Origin of the sequence: Methylocella sp. CPCC 101449 (assembly GCF_031921685.1) — a bacterium.
GTDB lineage: Bacteria > Pseudomonadota > Alphaproteobacteria > Rhizobiales > Beijerinckiaceae > Terripilifer.
Window position 1 is genome coordinate 1,895,989 of the sequence record NZ_JAPDHU010000001.1, and the last position, 17,217, is coordinate 1,913,205.

The following is a 17,217-nucleotide window of genomic DNA, read 5'->3' on the forward strand; positions in this document are numbered from 1 at the left end:
TTGATCTCAGGCGGCCGAAAGGCCGCCTGATGTCTGTTGCTCGTCCGTCGTTGGCGCAGCCGGCTCTGGCGCGGCTACTTCCAGCGCTGGCGGCGCGGCCGGCGTCAGGATGTCGGCGATCATGCTGTTGGCGATTTCATCTTCGCCGACGATGATCTTGTGAGCTCCAAGACCTTTGAGATAATCGACCGCTTCTTGCGAATGAGCGCGGGCGATGATGCGGATCGCCGGATTGACGGTGCGCGCCTGTTCGATCAGGTGACCGGCCTCGAACGGATCGGGGATGGCCGACAGCAGCCAGTGGGCGCCGGGCAGGTTGATGCGTTCCAGCAGCGGCTTTTCGCCGGCCGGCCCGATGAAGGTTTCGATGCCCGTCTTCAGCAGGTCCGTGACTTGCGACGGCTCTTCCTCAATGACGAGGAAGGGCACGTTCTTGTCGCAGAGCACCGCGGCGATGCGTCGGCCGACGCGGCCATGGCCGACGAGAATGGCATGATTGGTCAGATGCGTCGGCTTTTCCTCGGGCGGCTCCGGCTTGGGTGCCGGCTTCGCCGTTGTCTTGGCAGGCGTCTTGGCCACCGCCTGAGGTGCCGCCGTGGCCGCTGGCGCCGCCGGTTGTTCGTCGGGGGCGGGCGATGCCGCGGGCTTGGCCGGTTTGTCCTCGCTCGAAGTCACCCGGTCGAGCCCCATGAACAGCAGCGGGTTGACGAAGATCGACAACAACGCGCCTGCGACGACGAGGTCGCGGGCAATGCCAGGCACGATGGCGAGCTGCGCCCCGAGCACGATCAGGATGAAGGAGAATTCGCCGATCTGCGCCAGGCTCGCCGAAATGGTCAGCGCTACGTTCTTCGAATAGCCGAAGGCGCGCACGATCAGATAGGCGGCGACCGATTTGCCGATGACGATGGTCAGGAACGTGCCGATCACCGCCAGCGGCTGATCGAGCAGCACCTGTGGATTGAACAGCATGCCGACCGAAACGAAGAACAGCACCGCGAAGGCGTCGCGCAGCGGCAGTGTCTCGCGTGCCGCCTGGGTGCTGAGCTGCGATTCCGCCAGCACCATGCCGGCGAAGAAGGCGCCCAGCGCGAAGGACACGCCGAAGAGTTCGGCTGAACCGAAGGCGACGCCGAGCGCGATGGCAAGCACCGACAGGCGGAACAGTTCGCGCGAGCCGGTGTGGGCGACGTAATGCAGAATCCACGGAATGACCTTGCGCCCGACGATCAGCATCAGCGCGACGAAAGCCGCGACCTTGACGCCTGTCAGTCCGAGCTTGCCCCAGATCGTGGTGACGCCGAGCCACGCGGCGAGACCCGTGTCTTTCATGCTCGCGGGAGCTTCGCCACCCAGCAGGCCGGCGAGCGGCGGCAACAGCACCAAGGTGAGGACCATGACGAGGTCTTCGACGATGAGCCAGCCGACGGCGATACGGCCGCGCTCGGTCTCGATCAAACGACGATCTTGTAAAGCCTTAAGTAGAACTACGGTGCTGGCCACCGAGAGCGCGAGACCGAACACGAGGCCGGCGCCCGCCGACCAGCCGAGAACATAAGCCAGGCCCATGCCGATCAGTGTCGCGGCGAGAATCTGGCCGATGGCACCCGGCAGAGCGATGGCGCGCACCGCCAGCAAATCTTTCAAGGAAAAATGCAACCCGACGCCGAACATCAGCAGGATGACGCCGAGTTCGGCGAGCTCCGTCGCCAATTGCTGATTGGCGACATAGCCCGGAGTGAAGGGACCAATCACGACGCCGGCCAAAAGATAGCCGGCAATCGGGGGTAATTTGAAGCGCTGAGCGAGCAGGCCGAAGATGAAGGCAAGCCCTAAACCGGCAACGATCGTGGCAATAAGCGGCGTATCGTGCGTCAGGGAGAGCCTCCATAGGGTCAGGATGTGAATTTGGGGAGGGGTCCACGCCGGCGCCGACCACCAAAGTCAATATGGTGGTAAATCAAGTCGACGCAATGGCCTTTTTGCGCGGAAATGCGTGCTGGCGCGAGATTTTCGCGCGGCCTTCTCGCGTTATGGTTACAGGCGGTTTTGTTACGGCTGCGGGTGGAAGCGCCGAATGGCCTGGATCAAGAGAGCGATAAAGATGATCAGCAGCGCGATCTGGGCGATGGCGAAGGGTGGCTCCGATTGGGTCGGCGCCAGAGCCTTCAGCGCATGCACCTTCAAGAACAATTGCGCGACGAGCACGAACAAGAGGAAATATTGCCCGAGCGTCATGCCGATCACGTAGACCCAGCGCCAGACGCCGCTGAAGTCGAACGCATAACGGGCGAGAATCGCGACGATCAGCAGGATGGTCGAGAGAATGCCAACCGCATGCGATGGCAGGAATTGGCTGGCCGGCAGAAAGAAGCCGGTGATATTCGTCGCCAGCGCCGTGACGAGAAAGGTCATCGTCCACGGGCCGTCGGCGCGTGAGTGCAGAAGATCGCGGACGACGGGAAAGCCGGCGACGATCGCCACCAGGCTAAGGATGGTGTGGATCCAAACGGAAAGCGTGAAATTGAGATCCATGGCGCGGCCCCCTGCGCTCCAGACGTCAGCATGTTAATCGCTGCGCCGTAAAAAGAAAGCTCCTGTATCGAGGGCGGCGTTCAATCGTCGGCGTGCGAAGCATCGGGGCTCTCGCCGCCCTGCTGGGTGCGCCACAGATGAGCGTAGCGGCCGTTGCGGGCGATCAGCTCCGCATGGGAGCCGGCTTCGGCGAGATTGCCGTTCTCCAAAACGATGATCTTGTCGGCGCCGCTTACGTTGCTCAGGCGATGGGTGACGTTGATGACCGTGCGCTCGCGGGCAATGCGCTGCAAGGTGATATTGACGGCGGCTTCCGCGATGGCATCGAGCGCGCTAGTCGCCTCGTCGAGCACCAGAATGGCGGGATCGCGCACCAGGGCGCGGGCGATGGCGACGCGCTGACGCTGGCCGCCGGACAGCCGGCCACCGCGCTCGCCGACGATGGTTTCGACCCCTTGCGGCAAAGCCATCACCGCATCCCAGACTTCGGCGGCGCGCAGCGCGCTCTCGATCTCCTGGTCGGTCGCATCGGCCTTGCCCATGCGGATATTGTCGCTGATCGAGGCGTTGAACAGGAAACTGTCCTGAAAGACGATACCGATCTGGGCGCGCAGCGAATCCTGCGTCACCGTGCGGATGTCGTGACCGTCGATGGCGACGCGTCCTTCCGTCGGATCATAGAAGCGCATCAGCAGATTGAGGATAGTGCTCTTGCCGGAGCCCGAACGGCCGACGATCGCCACATAGGCATGGCGCGGCACGTCGAAGCTCACGTCGTGCAGCACGGTCTTGCCGCCGGGATAGGCGAAGGTCACTTTCTCGAACGAAACGCGGTCGCGCATCGGCGGCAGGACGATCGCATCGGGAGCGTCGGCGAGGCTCGGCTTTTCCTCGAAGACCTCATTGAGATGCTGCATCGAGCCGGTGGCCTGCGCCAGCGTCGGTACAAACTGGGTGAGGTCGGTCAGCGCATAGCCCATGGAGACGAACATGGCTTCGAAAGCGACCAGCGTGCCGAGCGTTATTTCGTCGGTGAAGGCCCAATAGGCGCCGAGCACGATAATCACGATATGGATCACGTAGACGCCCATATAGGCGGTGCTCTCGGCGAGCGAGGAGAGAAAATAGACGCGGAAGGCTTGCGCCGACCAATTGAGATTGAGGCCGCGAAAGCTGGCCATCGAGCGGTGGTGCAAAGCGAAGGCCTTGACCACGGGCTGCGCCTGGATGTTTTCCTGAGCCGCCGACAGAATGTCGGCCTCATAGGACCGCTTGTCGTAAGACAGGGCGAATGCCTTGCGCGAGAAGATGCTGGGACCGGCGAGGATGACGGGAAAGATCAACAGGCCGATCAGGCCGAGCCAGACGTTGAAATAGAACATCAGGATGGTCGAATAGACCACTTCCAGAAGCGGCAGCACCAGCCAGGGGACCATCTGCACCAGCATGGTTTCGCTGGAAACGATGTCGCCGGAAAATCGCGACAGAAGGCTGCCCGACGGCGTTCGCAGGAAGAACGGCATCGGCAGGCGCTGCACCTGTTCGAACAGGGAAATGCGCAGGTCCTTCATCACATTGGCAAAGACGCCCGAATAGAGATAGTCGTTGCCGATGGAAATCACTGAGACGGCGATAGCGGCGATGCTGAGAAAAATCAGCACGAGGACAAGGGCGTTCCAGTCGCGTTCAACCAGGCCTTGATCGATCAGATATTGGGTGGCGAGGGGAAACGAGGCGTTGAAGACGGTTTGCAACGCAAGCAGCGCCAGCACCAGTGCGATCCGCCGACGATAGGGCGCGAAATAGGGCCGCAGGAAGCGGAACATGAAGCCGAAATCGCGGATGTTGATGGCCGCGTTTTCGTCGTCGTCTTCAAGATATTGCGCGATATCCTCGGGCGGTGCCTTCGTATCGGTCATGGCTGTGAGCCATCGATACGGGCGCGTCGGCTACGCCTCACGGCCGCCACCGGCTTCATCTGCCGTTGGTCGGCTTGGAGTAGAAGCACATGCGCAGCGTCTTGGCGTCGGGATACCACGGGTAGTCACCTTCGTTAGATTGGCATTCGAGCTGCCAGACTTTCTTCAGCACTTTCGGATCGTTGATCGCCATGCGGAAGCCGTTCTTCATGAACCGCTCCGACCATTGCCAGGTGGTCATCAGCGATTGCACGCCGTAGAAAAGTTCGTGGTGGTCGATCACCTCCTCTGTCATGTCGGAGGTAATACTGCCGAAGAACACGCCCTTACGCACCACCCGGAACAATTCGCTGATGGCCTTGTCGAGATCTTCGTCGGGCACGTAACACAGGCATGTGTCATAGATGTAGTCGAAGGAATTATCTTCGAAGGGCAGTTGGCGGACATCGCCCAGGACGTTGCGGTGCTTCCATTTTTCCAAGGTCCGCGCGTGAATATGGGCGGAGTTCTCGATGCCCCAGCATTCGATGCCGATGCGATCGAAGAGTTCAATGGTGATGCCGGTGGCGCTGCCGACGTCGAGCAGTTTATAGGGCGCCTTGTCGCCCCAGATCACCTTGATTACTTCGGCATTGTATTTCTCGTCGAAATAATCGGCGTAGGAGTCCTCGTAGCTCTTGTCGCTGGAATATTCGTCGTAATATTCGGCGCTCAGTGCATGGCCGTTGGCGGCCGATAACGTCGCCTCGTCCGGCACGCTCGCGTATCGCCGGCCGCGCAATTCCGTCATGATGAGGTCCGTGGCGAAATCGGCTGAATCGTAGGTGGCGTTGACGGTGGAATCGAAAATATAGTCGCCGACCATCAGCAGCCCGGGATGTTGCGACGGTTCCGGGCGGTGGCGCTGCTCGAGATCGTGTGCCGGATTGCCGCCGGGCACGGCGTTGACCGTGCCGACCCACCGCTGGACATGGCCTTCAAGCAGTAGATCGCGACCATGGGCCAGGGGTTTCGGCAAAGAGTCGATCACCCTGTCGATGATCTGCTGGTCATCGAGATTGGCCATGGCGAGGGCGGCTGTTCCCGCGATCAGCCAGCCCAGCGAACCATATTGTTCGCCTTCATGGCGTGACCCTTCGTCATAGAGGCAGGCGCCGCCGAAGACGTCCTGCATGAAATAGGAACCTTTGACCTTCGAGCGCCAGAACGGCTCCTTGAACAGGCAATTGACGCGCAGGTAATGCGCCGGATGATCGTAGTGGGCGAGATGGGCGTCGATCGCCATGCGCAGTTTGCGGCCGTCGAAGTCGATGTTCTGCAGCCAGTAATTGGGCAGGGCAAAGATCACATAGTCGAAATCGCGATGCACAGTATTGCCGTCCTGGCGATACCACAGACGGTAGCGTTCGCCCTTTTTGGCGACTTTCGACACCGGTGCGTTCTTGATCACTTCCGCTGTCGTGGTCTCGGCCAGGCGCTGTACCAGACGCTCGTTGCCGCCGACGATGGAATAGAGCCGCAGGTATTCGTCGTGATCCATCAGGACGTTTTTAACGCCGTTCATCGCCGTGGTGAGATGCGGCGGGGCCGCGACGTCGGTGTGAACGGCCGTGGCGATATAGCGGCGCGCCGTCTCGTCAGGGATGCTGTCGAGCACTTTCGCGAAGGTTTTCTTCGACCAGGGATGCTGGTTGTCGTCGCGCCAATAGCTCTCGTAATAGTCTTCGGCTGTGATCTCGCGCTCGCACATGTCGTGGAAGGCATCGATCGCAGCGAGTGTTTCGTCGCCGAGTTTGCGACGGATGTCGCCGTCGGTGTTGAGAATCTTGTCGCCGAGGATCACCGCATCGCCGCTCATCGGTACGGTCTGCAGGCCGAGACGCTCGGCCAGTTCGCGCACGGGATCGGAGCTGAATTGCGAATAGTCGTAGAGTTCGGCGACACCTCCCTCATACACCACCGTAGGGGCGGTTTTGAATGTCCGTGTCACCAATTTGCCGCCGAGCCGGCTGGATGCCTCGAAAATGGTCGCCTGGCAAAGACCGCCACATTTTTCCGCAAGAATCTGGGCGGTGAACAAGCCCCCTGGACCACCGCCGACAATCGCCACCCGTTTCATCGAACACCTGACTGGTTAAATGCTGTTCACTGTCTAAAGGCGCGAGATCCCCCAACCTCGCGAAGCCCTTCGACATGCTATTGGCGTGCCGCCGGCGCTTGAGCTCGCCTCAAGGCACGCCATTTTGCCCTCAATTTGTAGCAAGGAGCCGAGGTATCCTGTCAATGTGGCCCGCCGGCACCGCCGATGACAATCATGTCATGGTAACCGCTTGCTGACGATGGGCAGCAAATGAGCTGACAGGCCGGCGGATTGGCCGCCGGCCGCCCAAAAGATCGGCAGCTTGGCAACGCGCTCAGCGGGCGGCACCTCGCGTGCTCATGATCTTGTTATAATCGGCGAGCAGACGCAGGAAAGTGGGATAGTCCGCCAGTGGATATTCGGAGAGCTTGCGGCCCGATACCAGTTTGGCCGCGTTGGAGCCTTCGACGCGGGGATTGCCGCGTCCGGTGGCGGCTTCATAGGCATCGGCGCCCTCCCGGCCGGCGAGCCAGGTGGCCAGAACCTGGGCGCCTTCCGGATTGGCGCTCTTGCCGACGCAACAGGTGTAGAGCGTGCTGATTCCGACCGGGTCGGTGAAAGCGAATTCCACCGGCGCGCCGGCTGCCATTACCGGCAGGGTCGAATGGGTCAGGCCATAGCCGACCTCGATCTCGCCGGTGCCGATCTCCTGCGCCAGCCGATAGGTGGAATCGTAGAGTTTGGGCTGCATGGCGACGAATTTCTGCAGATGGGCGCGCACTTCGGCTTCGCCCATCAGATGGGCCATGCTGACGTAGACCGGTGTGCGCAGCCAGGCGCCGGCCTTGCCGGTCCAGCGCGGGTTCAATAGGTCGTTCAGGTTCTTGGGGCGGTCGGCCTCCGAGACCTTTTGCTTGTTCCAGACGATGACGCCGATGGCGGAAGTGGTCGGCACCATGAAGGGCGAGACCACCGAGGCGGAGGCCACGCCGAGCGCCGCCCAGTCCGGGCGCACCAGCAGGCCGCGCTGATCGAGGACGGCGAATTGCGACTGGTCGCCGGTGAGCACGGCGGCGGGCGTGCCGCCGGCCTGCGATTCCTGCACCACCTTGGCCGCCAGGGTGCCACCGCCCGTGTCGCGGATGAATTCGACCTTGATGTCGGGCCAGGTCTTGTTGAAGGCGGCGATGACCTTGGCGATGGCCGCCGTATCGGAACTTTCGGACCAGACGACCGGCGGTTTCTTGGCGGCAATGCCGGCGAGATCAGCCAAGGCCTTGGGCGCGGCGCCTTGCGCCCGCGCACTAAACGGCATTGTGGCCAAGGCGGTGCTTGCCAAGGTGGTTCTTGCCAAGGTCGTTCCTGCCGCCGCGACGAAGCCGCGACGGGATAGGGTCGGATTGGACATGGGTCTCCCTCTCTTGTTTCAGTCCCCTTTGGAAAAGCGGCTCCCGATCCCTCCGATCAGGGGCCGCCCCGTCTTGTTTTGATCAGACCGGAAACTGTTCGAGCAGTTCCAGCGGGTCGCCGTAGCGGCTGGCGCATTCGATGACCTTGGGATCGCGCAGCGATTGCAGGAATCCATCCTCGATCAGCACGCGGTTGCCGGCCGTCACCGTCGCGTCGAAGGTGACGAGATCCATATGCACGTGCGGCTCTTCCCAATTGGGCATCATGCGGCGCAGATATTCGCTCTCCTTCAGGCCGTTGATGCCAAAGTGCAGCGCGCCGGGCGAATTCGGGCCAGCGGGATAGATATCGAAACGCGGTGCCTTGGGATTGTGGCCGCAACCCAGTTCCTCCAAGGTGCCGCCGATCAGGAATTCGCGCAGGACAGCGGCTTCCTCGCTGTCGCCATGAACGGCGACGACGCGGTCGTCCTTGAACTCGACGCCCGGCGGCTCGTCGAAAGGCTTTTCGAAGCCGACGCCCCATTGCGCATAGATGACGCCGTTGATGCCGACCTTGTGTTCGGGATCGTTGCCGAACATGAACGGGTCGTAGAGGTTGGGGCCGTGCGTCGGCATGTAATGCACGTAGCAGCCGTCCTCGTTGGCATAGTTGTGGCCGCGCCAGCGATTGTCCTTCTTCATGCGCTCGCGCATGTCGGCGCTGAAGGGCACGCGGAAGTCGGTGCCGCGTTGATCGGTGATGCGCATGTCGAAGGGGCCGTGCTCGGGATAGAGCCTGGACGTGCCGCGCACCAGTTCGCCGACGATCTCGATGGGAAAACGCGCCTGCGGCGTGTGCCACAGATCGATGTTGCGGAAGAAAGTGATCTTCACCCAGCGCTGGCCCTTCTTGCGGCGCAGGTTCTGGCAGAACGGATCGAAGACCGAGGCGAACCAGGTGGAGACGACGAAGGTGGCGCGTTCCAAGAGCGCCTTGGCCTCGTCGGGCACGACGACATAGCGGGTCGATTCACCCATGTAGGAAATGAACGTGGCGCCGCGCGATTTGCACAGGCCCTGCACGGTCTGGAGGACGCGCGGGTCGAGCAGCGGATCAGTCAGCATCACCACATGGTCGCCGGCGCGAATGCCGAACACCTGATGGAAATTGTCGAGGGCCTGGATGTATTCGGCCGTCGTGGCCGTGCCGTAATCGACCGGATACGGCAAGCCGCGCCGGGTCTTCGACTTTAAGATGTCGGCATTGGTGTTTGGAATGCGGACCATCGTGTGTCCTCCCTCGTCTGTTGGGACGAAGTCTATATCGGTGGGCGCTCAGGTGGAAGTGCGGCGCGCGGCCAGCGATTGCAGAAGATGGGCGAGCGCCAGCAGCACAACGAGGCCGAAGACGAACCAGACGGCAACGGCCGCCGTTTTCGCCGGCTGGCCTTGCGTCCAATAGGCGAACAGCAGGGTCGGCAAAGTAGCGTTATCGCGGCCCTGCAGCAGCAAAGCGGACCCGAGTTCCCTTAAAGAGTGGGCGAAAACCCAGATCCAGACCGCGGCCAGTGCCGGGACAAGCAAAGGGGCAACCACGCGCCGCAGGGTTGTGAACCAGGCCGCACCGGCCATGCGTGCGGCTTCCTCAAGGTCGGCATGCAATTGATACATGGCGGCATTGATCGCCCGGGAACCGTAGCTCAGATAGACCGTGGTGTGGGCGACGGCGATGATCCAGATCGTGCCGTAGATGCGCAGCAGCGGCACCGACAGATAGACATAAATCAGCGCGGTGGCGATCAAGACGCCGGGAAACGCCAGCGGCATGAAAGCCAGAATGTCGATCATCTGGCGGCCAGGCGCCTTGGTGCGCACCACTACCCAGCCGATCAGCAGGCACAGCAGCGTGACGGCGCAACTGGCGACGATGGCGATGACGAGAGAATTGCCCAATGTCTTGCCGACAGCCGGATCGCTGAGGAAAGCGATATGATTGGCGAGCGTGATCTGTTTCAGCGCTTCGAATGAGAAAGCCATCTGATAGGGCAGCAGGCTCGCCCAGATGATGGCCAGGATCGGTGCGACGACCGCGACGAGCACGAACAAGCCGATGGCGAGTTCGGCGATGATGCGGCCGCGGCCGAGCGGAATGACGCGATGGCGCGAGGTTTTGCCCGTCACCGTGACGAAGCGGCCGGCGGCGCGCATCAGCCGCTGATAGAGCAGACAGAGGGCGACAAGCGCGGCGGCGATGATGATGGCGATGGCGCTCACCTGGCCATATTCGGGCAGGCCCGTGGGCGCGTGATGCAAGAGATCGTAGACATGGGTCGAGACCAAAACGATGCCGACCGGGTGGCCGATGGCGCCGGGAATGTCGAAGACCACGAGGCTGACGATCAGAAGGTAAATCGCCGCGCCAGCCAGCGCCGGCAGCAACAGCGGCAGCACGACCCGGCGCAGCATCTGCAAGGAGCCGGCGCCCGACATTAGCGCCGCCTCCTCCAGCGCCGCATCGATCTTACGGAAGGCCGGCACCATGATGAGAAAGGCTGACGGGGCGAGCGACAAGCCTTCGACGAAGATCAGGCCGGTCATAGTGTAGATGTCGAGCGGTGGCGCGGCGAGGCCGAACAGTTCGACCAGCGCCAGATTGACGACGCCGGTGCGCGGACTGAGCAGGATCGTCCAGGCGATGGCCATGATGAAGGGCGGCATGGCCATGGGCAGGATCATCAAAGCGCGGACGAGGCCGGCGCCACGGATGTCGGTGCGTTCGACGAGCCAGGCGAGACCTGTGCCGATGATGAGGGCGAACAGGCTGGATCCAACAGCGAAATGGAGCGTGCGGGCGAACAGGCGCCAGAGGTCCGGATCGGTCCAGGCGGTGACGATATGATCGGTGGTGAAACCGGGGTCGAGCAGAAAGCCGGTGGGACGGAAGGCGCAGACGAGCAGGATGACGAGGGGCAGAACCACCAGCCAGATGAGCGGCAGCGCCAGAAGAAGGGTCGGCAAAGCGTCCGTGCCGAACCCGCGCCAGTGTCGTGTGGCGCTCGCGCCTCCCTCCGCAGCCATGCTTGCTGACCGTCTCCCTGCCTGTTTTCGCGCCACCCTATCGGCGGGATCCCCCTCCGCTTTGTCGCCGCTCGTGATCGCAGAATCAAGTTGCGTGCGGCACATTGAACGCCGTCGTCCGCTGTGACAGATTTATCGCAAGGCGCGCAGACGCTTGATGGGGAAGATCTGAGAGGCTGGCAATGTATCTGCGCAATGCCTGGTACGCGGCGGCTTGGGGTCGCGAGGTGACGCGCGGCCTGTTGGCGCGCACTTTCCTCGATGAACCGGTGGTGTTGTGGCGGCGATCGGATGGTTCGCCGTGCGCCATCGAGGATCGCTGCTGTCACCGCTCATTGCCCCTGTCGCTCGGCGTGGTCATCGGCGATGACGTGCGTTGCGGCTATCACGGCCTCAAATTCGATGGCTGGGGCGTTTGCGTCGAGATCCCCGGTCAGTCGAACATTCCCGAGCGGGCCCGGGTCAAATCCTATCCGGTGCTGGAACGGTATGGCCTGGTGTGGATCTGGATGGGCGATCCGGCGCTGGCCGATCCGGCGAAAGTGCCTGATTTGTGGTGGTGCGAACATCCCGATTGGATCACCACCCGGCCGGATATGGTGCATCTTGCGGCCGATTATCGATTGATCGCCGACAATGTGCTCGACGCCACCCATCTGACTTATGTGCATGCCTCCTCGATCGGTTCGGAATCCCTGACCGAGATCGAAGCGTTGACGACACAGAAAGACGATGCGGTGCGGGTGGAGAGGTGGATCTACGACCGCCCGGCGCCACCGGCCTATCAGAAGGCCGGCAATTTTCCCGGTCCGTGCGATCGTTGGGCCGCCGTCGAGTTCAGGGCGCCGAATTTTTGCGTCAATTTCGCCGGCTGCGTCGATGCCGGCTTCGGCGGGCCGGGCAAGGATCTGTCGCTGAGCGCGCATAAGGTGGAACTGGTCGCCATCAGCCTGCCGACGCCGGAGACCAGCACGTCGCAGCACTACTTCTTTCTGTTCGCGCGGGCCTTCGGTCGTGACGATCCGGACGTCGAGGCCTTTTTCAATGTCGGGATGATCGATGTCTTCCGCGAGGACTTCGTCATTCTTGAAGCGCAGCAGCATCGCATGAGCCAGATGCCGAATGCCGTGCGCATCGACATTAAGACCGACAACGGCCCAATTCTGGCGCGGCGCATGCTCGACCGGCTGATCATGGCTGAACACATGGCGCCCTGACGGGGTCCGCAAGGCTGAATCGATTGCGAATTCGGCCGCGTCAACCTTTTCTTAATTATGGCTGACGGTTCACAATCGGCTCAAGGCTTCGTTCAAATTTTGCCTCTATCCTGCGGGACAAAGCACCTGTGAGCGATGGTAAACGGGGATATCGATGACGGAACAACGGCGGGTTGCGCGCATCCGCTCCATGCTCGGCGCGCAGATCATTTTTAACAATCGCGCGACGACCATCGATTGCAACATCCGCAACGTGTCGCCACGCGGCGCCAAGCTTGTGGTCGGCGATACTTTGTCGTTGCCGCAGGAATTCGAGCTCAACGTGCCGGCGAAAGGGCGCTCCTATCGCGCCAATATCGTCTGGCGGCGTGGTGGCGAGGTTGGCGTCGAATTCGTTCAGGAGCCGTCGCGCGCGGCGCTGATGATGGACGAGACCGAGCGCGTGCGCGAGCTGGAAAGCGAAAATGCCTTGTTGCGCAAGCGCATCGTCGATCTCAAGTCGCAGCTCGAACGGTTCATGCAGACCGGCGCGTAACCCCGTCACCAGCATTTACATGGCTGATTGACCGGGGCTGGTGTAAAGGCTGATCTCCGCGTCGCTTCGCGCCTTCTGGAGACGAGCATGCCTGCCGCCCTACGCTTTTCCGCCAACATTTCCCTGATGTTCACGGAGTTGCCGTTTCTCGATCGGATCGAGGCGGCGGCGCGGGCGGGTTTTGCCGCCGTGGAGTGCCACTATCCTTACGAGTTCGATCCACGCGAGGTGAAGCAACGCCTCGATGCGGCCGGTATCGTCATGAACGGCATCAATACGATTGCCGGCAAGCCGGGTGAGTTTGGGCTCGCCGCGCAGGCGGGACGCCAGGATGAGTTCGCCGCCGCCATCGACCAGGCGTTGAGCTTCGGCGCCAAGGTCGGCGCCGGCACCATTCACTGCATGTCCGGCACGGTGTTGCCGCCGGCGCGGGACGCGGCGCGGCAGACGTTTTTGGAGAACATGGCCAAGGCCAGCGATGCGGCACGCAGTGCCGGCATCACGCTGCTGATCGAACCGATCAATCGCTATGACCGGCCCGACTATTTCGTCTCGCGCTCCGACGACGTGGCGGTGATGCTTGCCGAACTGCGCCGCGACAATGTGAAGTTGATGTTCGATTTCTATCATATCCAGATTTCGGAAGGTGATCTGATCCGGCGCATGGAAGCCTATTGGCCGATCATCGGTCACTTCCAATTCGCCTCTGTGCCGAAGCGCCAGGAGCCCGATGAAGGGGAGATCGCCTATGGCGCGATTTTCGCCACCATCGCCGAGCATGGCTGGCCGGGTTTCGTGGCGGCGGAATACAAACCGCGCGCCACCACCGCCGAAGGACTGGGCTGGATGCAGACGCTCGCGCCAGCATGAATGCAGATTCAGCCGCACGCACGGCTTTCATCCGCACCCATACCGCTTTGATGCCCGTACCGCACGCGCCAGAGATCAAACTCTATCTGGCGCACGAAGCCTTGGAGCTTTGGGAAAAGACGGAAGAAGAACTGGAGGCGATCGGCCTGCCGCCACCGTTCTGGGCCTTTGCCTGGGCGGGCGGTCAGGCGCTGGCGCGCTATATTCTCGATCACCCGCATGTCGTCGCCGGCAAGCGCGTCTTCGATCTGGCTTCCGGTTCGGGTCTGGTGGCGATCGCGGCGGCGATGGCTGGCGCGCAGCAGGTGATCGCCAATGAGATCGACGATTTCGCGCTTGCCGCCATTGCCATCAATGCGCAGGCCAATGGTGTGGCCGTCGATATCGCTGGCGGCGACATGATCGGGCGCGATGACGGCTGGGACGTGGTGTTGGCCGGCGATATTTCTTATGAGCGCGACATGGCGGCACGCATGACCGATTGGCTGTCAGGCTTGCCCCGTCGCGGCTGCACGGTTTTGATCGGTGATCCCGGCCGCAGTTATCTGGCGCGCGAACAGCTGGTCGCCATCGCCGAATATCAGGTGCCGGTGACGCGGGCCTTGGAAGACACCGAAGTGAAGCGCACCAGCGTCTGGCGGTTCAGAAGCGATTGAGACGCGCGCGGGGCTTTGCTGCGATCAGAGCCGCCATGCCGCCGCCGACGGCGCCGAGGAAGGCTCCGGCGCAAGCGCCGCACAGGACGAACAGCAGGCACTTCAAGACGTACAACATGGCGCTCCTCCTGTTTCACGAGAGCATGATGCATCACATCATGAAAGCGAGGGGAGCGATGTATGCTGGCGCACGCTGTGTCGTCAAAAGCGGCTGAGACGTTCGCGCGGCCGCGCCATGATCAAGCCGACCATGCCGCCGGCCAGAGCGCCACCTGGAATGAACGTGCGGACGATCAGATCGGCGCAAACCGTGCCGGTGCAGCCATGCTGGGCGAATTCCATATAGGCCATGCCGATCATCGTGCCGATACAACCGCCGATGAAGGCGCCGCCGACGGCGAAGATCAGGCATTTCAGCAGGCGCAACATGACGCTCTCCAACACCAAGCACGATGGTGAAGAGATCACGGCGCGCATGCGGGTGCCGTATGCTGGCGCACATGGACGATAAGGGCGTTATTGATAGGCGAGGCGCAGGTCGAGCGTGCCTTCCTTGCCGATCTTGTCGAAATGCTCGTCGAGCCAGGTCTTCGCCACTTTGCGGCCGATGTCGCGCAATTGGACGAGAAAGCTCCAGCGCGCATCCATTTTCGAGGCGGCCGAGAAGATTGCCGTTTCGTCGGCGCCGTCGATGCGGTGGATGAAGGGCCGCTTGTAGCGCGGCGGCCCGAGTACGCCCTCGTCGAACAGGCGGCTGACGAAATAGACGGCGCGCAGCTCGCCCATCAAGGCGCTGTTGAAGGTGATTTCGTTGAGCCGGTTCTGGATGTCGCGCGAGGTTTTCGGCGTCACCATGCGTTCGATCGGATTGATCTGCACGATGATGATGTCGGGCGATTGCGTGTTGTAGAACAGGGGGAACAGGGCCGGATTGCCCATATAGCCGCCATCCCAATAGGGTACGCCATCGATCTCGACCGCCTGGAAGATGGTCGGCAGGCAGGCCGAGGCGAGCAGATGGTCCGGCGTCAGGATTTTCTTGTCGAAAATGGCGATGCGGCCGGTATGCACATTGGTGGCGCCGATGAACAGTTTGATGCCGTCCGATGCGCGCAGCTTGTCGAAATCGACGATCGAGGTGAGGTGGTCGCGCAGCGGATTGATGTTGAGCGGATTGAACTGATAGGGGCTCGAAAAGCTCGACCAGAAATTCATCCAGGCCTGGACGGGCGAGGAGTCGAACGTCCAGGAGGCAAACATCTTGTCGAAGATGTCGCGCTGGGCGGTGTTGAGGCCGCTTTCGTCGCAGACGGCACTCCAGAATTTTTCCAGAGTGGCGCGGGCGCCGTCGCGCCCGCCTTCGAGATAGCCATGGGCCAAGGCGACGGCATTCATCGCCCCGGCGCTGGTGCCGGTGATCGCCTCGATTTCGATGCGACCATCTTCAAGGATGGTGTCGAGAACACCCCAGGTGAACGCGCCGTGCGAACCGCCGCCTTGCAAGGCAAGGTTGACGGTCTTCGGCGCGTTCGTGCCGTTGCTTTTGCTCTTGCCGGCCATGGGTGTGGCTCAGGCCGCCGTCCAGCCGCCGTCCATGGAAATATTGGTGCCGGTGATCTGGGAGGCGGCGTCCGAGCACAGATAGACGGCGCAGGCCGCGACCTGTTCGACGGTGACGAATTGCTTGGTCGGCTGGGCGTCGAGCAGCACGTCGTTGATGACCTGCTCGCGCGTCATGTTGCGCGCCTTCATCGTGTCGGGGATCTGCTTCTCAACGAGCGGCGTCCACACGTAGCCCGGCGAAATCGCATTGGCGGTGATGCCGAAGGTGGCGACTTCAAGGGCGACGGTCTTGGTCAGGCCGGCGATGCCGTGCTTGGCCGAGACATAGGCGACCTTGAACGGCGAGGCGACGAGCGAATGAGCCGAAGCGGTGTTGATGATGCGGCCCCATTTGCGCGCTTTCATCCCGGGCACGGCGGCGCGGATGGCGTGGAAGGCCGACGACAGATTGATGGCGATGATCTGGTCCCATTTCTCGACCGGGAATTCCTCGATCGGCGAAACGAACTGCACACCGGCATTGCTGATCAGAATATCGACCGAGCCGAGCTTGGTTTCGGCATCCTTCACCATGGCGGCGATTTCGGCCGGCTTGGTCATGTCGGCACCGTTGTAGATGCACTTGACGCCGAAATCCTTCTCGATGCCGGCCCGTTCCTTTTCGATCGCATCGGCGTCGCCGAAACCGTTGATGCAGATGCCGGCACCTTCCGCTGCGAGCGCTCGGGCATAGGCGAGGCCGATGCCGCTGGTGGATCCGGTGACGAGGGCATTGCGTGATTTCAACGACATTTGGCTGTCTCCTAAAAACCCCGGCTTCGGTATATTGCATTGCACAAATATTGTCACCGGATTCGGGCGGGTCTCGCAGAAGTGATCGAATCTCCCTATGTTAGGATCATGACAGCTCAGAACTCCGTCGCCATCGATCACGACCATGACCACTGCGAAGGCCATGGGGCGAGCCTGCATGAGCACCCGGTCAAGCTCACGCCCGGCCGAAAAATCATTTTGGATCTGTTGTGTAGCGCCGCCAAGCCGCTCGGCGCCTATGACATGATCGACCGGGTGGCCGATGCCACCGGCAAGCGCCCGGCGCCGATCTCGGTCTATCGTGCCCTCGATTTTTTGCTCGAAAACGGCCTGGTGCACCGGTTGTCGTCGCGCAATACCTTCGTTGCCTGCGGCCATCGCCATGCGGCTGGCGATCCCCTGGTGTTCCTGATTTGCGACGTCTGCGGCAAGGTGTCCGAGGAGACGTCGGGGGAATTGGGCTCCTGTCTTGAAGGCGTCGCCAAAGCGGCGCATTTCACCCGCAAGTCGCAGGTCATCGAGGTCAGCGGTGTCTGCGCGGATTGCGCCAAGGCCTGAAG

16 protein-coding genes are annotated in these 17,217 nt (G+C 61.9%); 5 read left to right on the top strand and 11 right to left on the bottom strand.

Going from position 1 to position 17,217, the window contains the following annotated elements; translation table 11 throughout:
• Positions 1-6: 6 nt before the first annotated feature.
• The 7 genes from OIM99_RS08775 to OIM99_RS08805 all read right to left on the bottom strand — a co-directional run bounded on the left by OIM99_RS08775 (position 7) and on the right by OIM99_RS08805 (position 11,003).
• The gene (locus OIM99_RS08775) at positions 7-1,878 is read right to left on the bottom strand and encodes a cation:proton antiporter (protein WP_311850378.1); all 1,872 of its coding nucleotides are present in this window, start codon (positions 1,876-1,878) and stop codon (positions 7-9) included.
• Between the two features lie 174 nt (positions 1,879-2,052).
• Complete coding sequence (locus tag OIM99_RS08780) at positions 2,053-2,535, bottom strand: hypothetical protein (protein ID WP_311849952.1); 483 nt, start codon at positions 2,533-2,535, stop codon at positions 2,053-2,055.
• 80 nt (positions 2,536-2,615) lie between these two features.
• Positions 2,616-4,454, bottom strand: a complete 1,839-nt coding sequence (locus OIM99_RS08785; RefSeq protein WP_311849953.1) for an ABC transporter ATP-binding protein — start codon at positions 4,452-4,454, stop codon at positions 2,616-2,618.
• Between the two features lie 55 nt (positions 4,455-4,509).
• Positions 4,510-6,573 (bottom strand): FAD-dependent oxidoreductase, encoded by a 2,064-nt coding sequence (locus tag OIM99_RS08790; protein WP_311849954.1) that lies wholly within the window; start codon positions 6,571-6,573, stop codon positions 4,510-4,512.
• Positions 6,574-6,868: 295 nt separating this feature from the next.
• Positions 6,869-7,942 carry an extracellular solute-binding protein gene (locus OIM99_RS08795; protein WP_311849955.1) on the bottom strand — a complete coding sequence of 358 codons (1,074 nt, stop codon included), beginning with the start codon at positions 7,940-7,942 and terminating at the stop codon, positions 6,869-6,871.
• Between the two features lie 82 nt (positions 7,943-8,024).
• Positions 8,025-9,212: a hypothetical protein gene (locus tag OIM99_RS08800; RefSeq protein ID WP_311849956.1), complete on the bottom strand. Its 1,188-nt coding sequence runs from the start codon at positions 9,210-9,212 to the stop codon at positions 8,025-8,027.
• Positions 9,213-9,260: 48 nt separating this feature from the next.
• A complete protein-coding gene (locus OIM99_RS08805) occupies positions 9,261-11,003 on the bottom strand; it encodes an iron ABC transporter permease (RefSeq protein ID WP_311849957.1) in 1,743 nt (580 codons plus the stop codon).
• A 182-nt stretch (positions 11,004-11,185) separates the two neighbouring features.
• Between OIM99_RS08805 and OIM99_RS08810 the strand changes: the two genes are divergently transcribed.
• The 4 genes from OIM99_RS08810 (at position 11,186) to OIM99_RS08825 (ending at position 14,281) form a co-directional block, all read left to right on the top strand.
• On the top strand, positions 11,186-12,220 hold the full coding sequence (locus OIM99_RS08810) for an aromatic ring-hydroxylating dioxygenase subunit alpha (RefSeq protein ID WP_311849958.1): 1,035 nt from the start codon (positions 11,186-11,188) through the stop codon (positions 12,218-12,220).
• A gap of 154 nt (positions 12,221-12,374) precedes the next feature.
• Positions 12,375-12,755: a PilZ domain-containing protein gene (locus OIM99_RS08815; RefSeq protein WP_311849959.1), complete on the top strand. Its 381-nt coding sequence runs from the start codon at positions 12,375-12,377 to the stop codon at positions 12,753-12,755.
• A gap of 87 nt (positions 12,756-12,842) precedes the next feature.
• Positions 12,843-13,625 carry a TIM barrel protein gene (locus tag OIM99_RS08820; RefSeq protein WP_311849960.1) on the top strand — a complete coding sequence of 261 codons (783 nt, stop codon included), beginning with the start codon at positions 12,843-12,845 and terminating at the stop codon, positions 13,623-13,625.
• The gene (locus OIM99_RS08825) at positions 13,622-14,281 is read left to right on the top strand and encodes a methyltransferase (RefSeq protein ID WP_311849961.1); all 660 of its coding nucleotides are present in this window, start codon (positions 13,622-13,624) and stop codon (positions 14,279-14,281) included. Before OIM99_RS08820 ends, OIM99_RS08825 begins: the two co-directional genes overlap by 4 nt.
• On the opposite strand, the gene OIM99_RS08830 is transcribed toward OIM99_RS08825, so the two are convergent.
• The 4 genes from OIM99_RS08830 to OIM99_RS08845 all read right to left on the bottom strand — a co-directional run bounded on the left by OIM99_RS08830 (position 14,268) and on the right by OIM99_RS08845 (position 16,636).
• Positions 14,268-14,399, bottom strand: a complete 132-nt coding sequence (locus tag OIM99_RS08830) for a hypothetical protein (protein ID WP_311849962.1) — start codon at positions 14,397-14,399, stop codon at positions 14,268-14,270. The genes OIM99_RS08825 and OIM99_RS08830 overlap by 14 nt on opposite strands.
• An 83-nt stretch (positions 14,400-14,482) precedes the next feature.
• Positions 14,483-14,710 (bottom strand): hypothetical protein, encoded by a 228-nt coding sequence (locus tag OIM99_RS08835; RefSeq protein WP_311849963.1) that lies wholly within the window; start codon positions 14,708-14,710, stop codon positions 14,483-14,485.
• A gap of 87 nt (positions 14,711-14,797) precedes the next feature.
• Positions 14,798-15,841, bottom strand: a complete 1,044-nt coding sequence (locus tag OIM99_RS08840; RefSeq protein WP_311849964.1) for a patatin-like phospholipase family protein — start codon at positions 15,839-15,841, stop codon at positions 14,798-14,800.
• Between the two features lie 9 nt (positions 15,842-15,850).
• Positions 15,851-16,636: a 3-hydroxybutyrate dehydrogenase gene (locus tag OIM99_RS08845; RefSeq protein ID WP_311849965.1), complete on the bottom strand. Its 786-nt coding sequence runs from the start codon at positions 16,634-16,636 to the stop codon at positions 15,851-15,853.
• Between the two features lie 108 nt (positions 16,637-16,744).
• Here OIM99_RS08845 and OIM99_RS08850 point away from each other — a divergent pair, with 108 nt between their 5' ends.
• Entirely contained in the window at positions 16,745-17,215 is a 471-nt protein-coding gene (locus OIM99_RS08850; RefSeq protein ID WP_311849966.1) for a transcriptional repressor, read from the top strand.
• Positions 17,216-17,217: the final 2 nt, after the last annotated feature.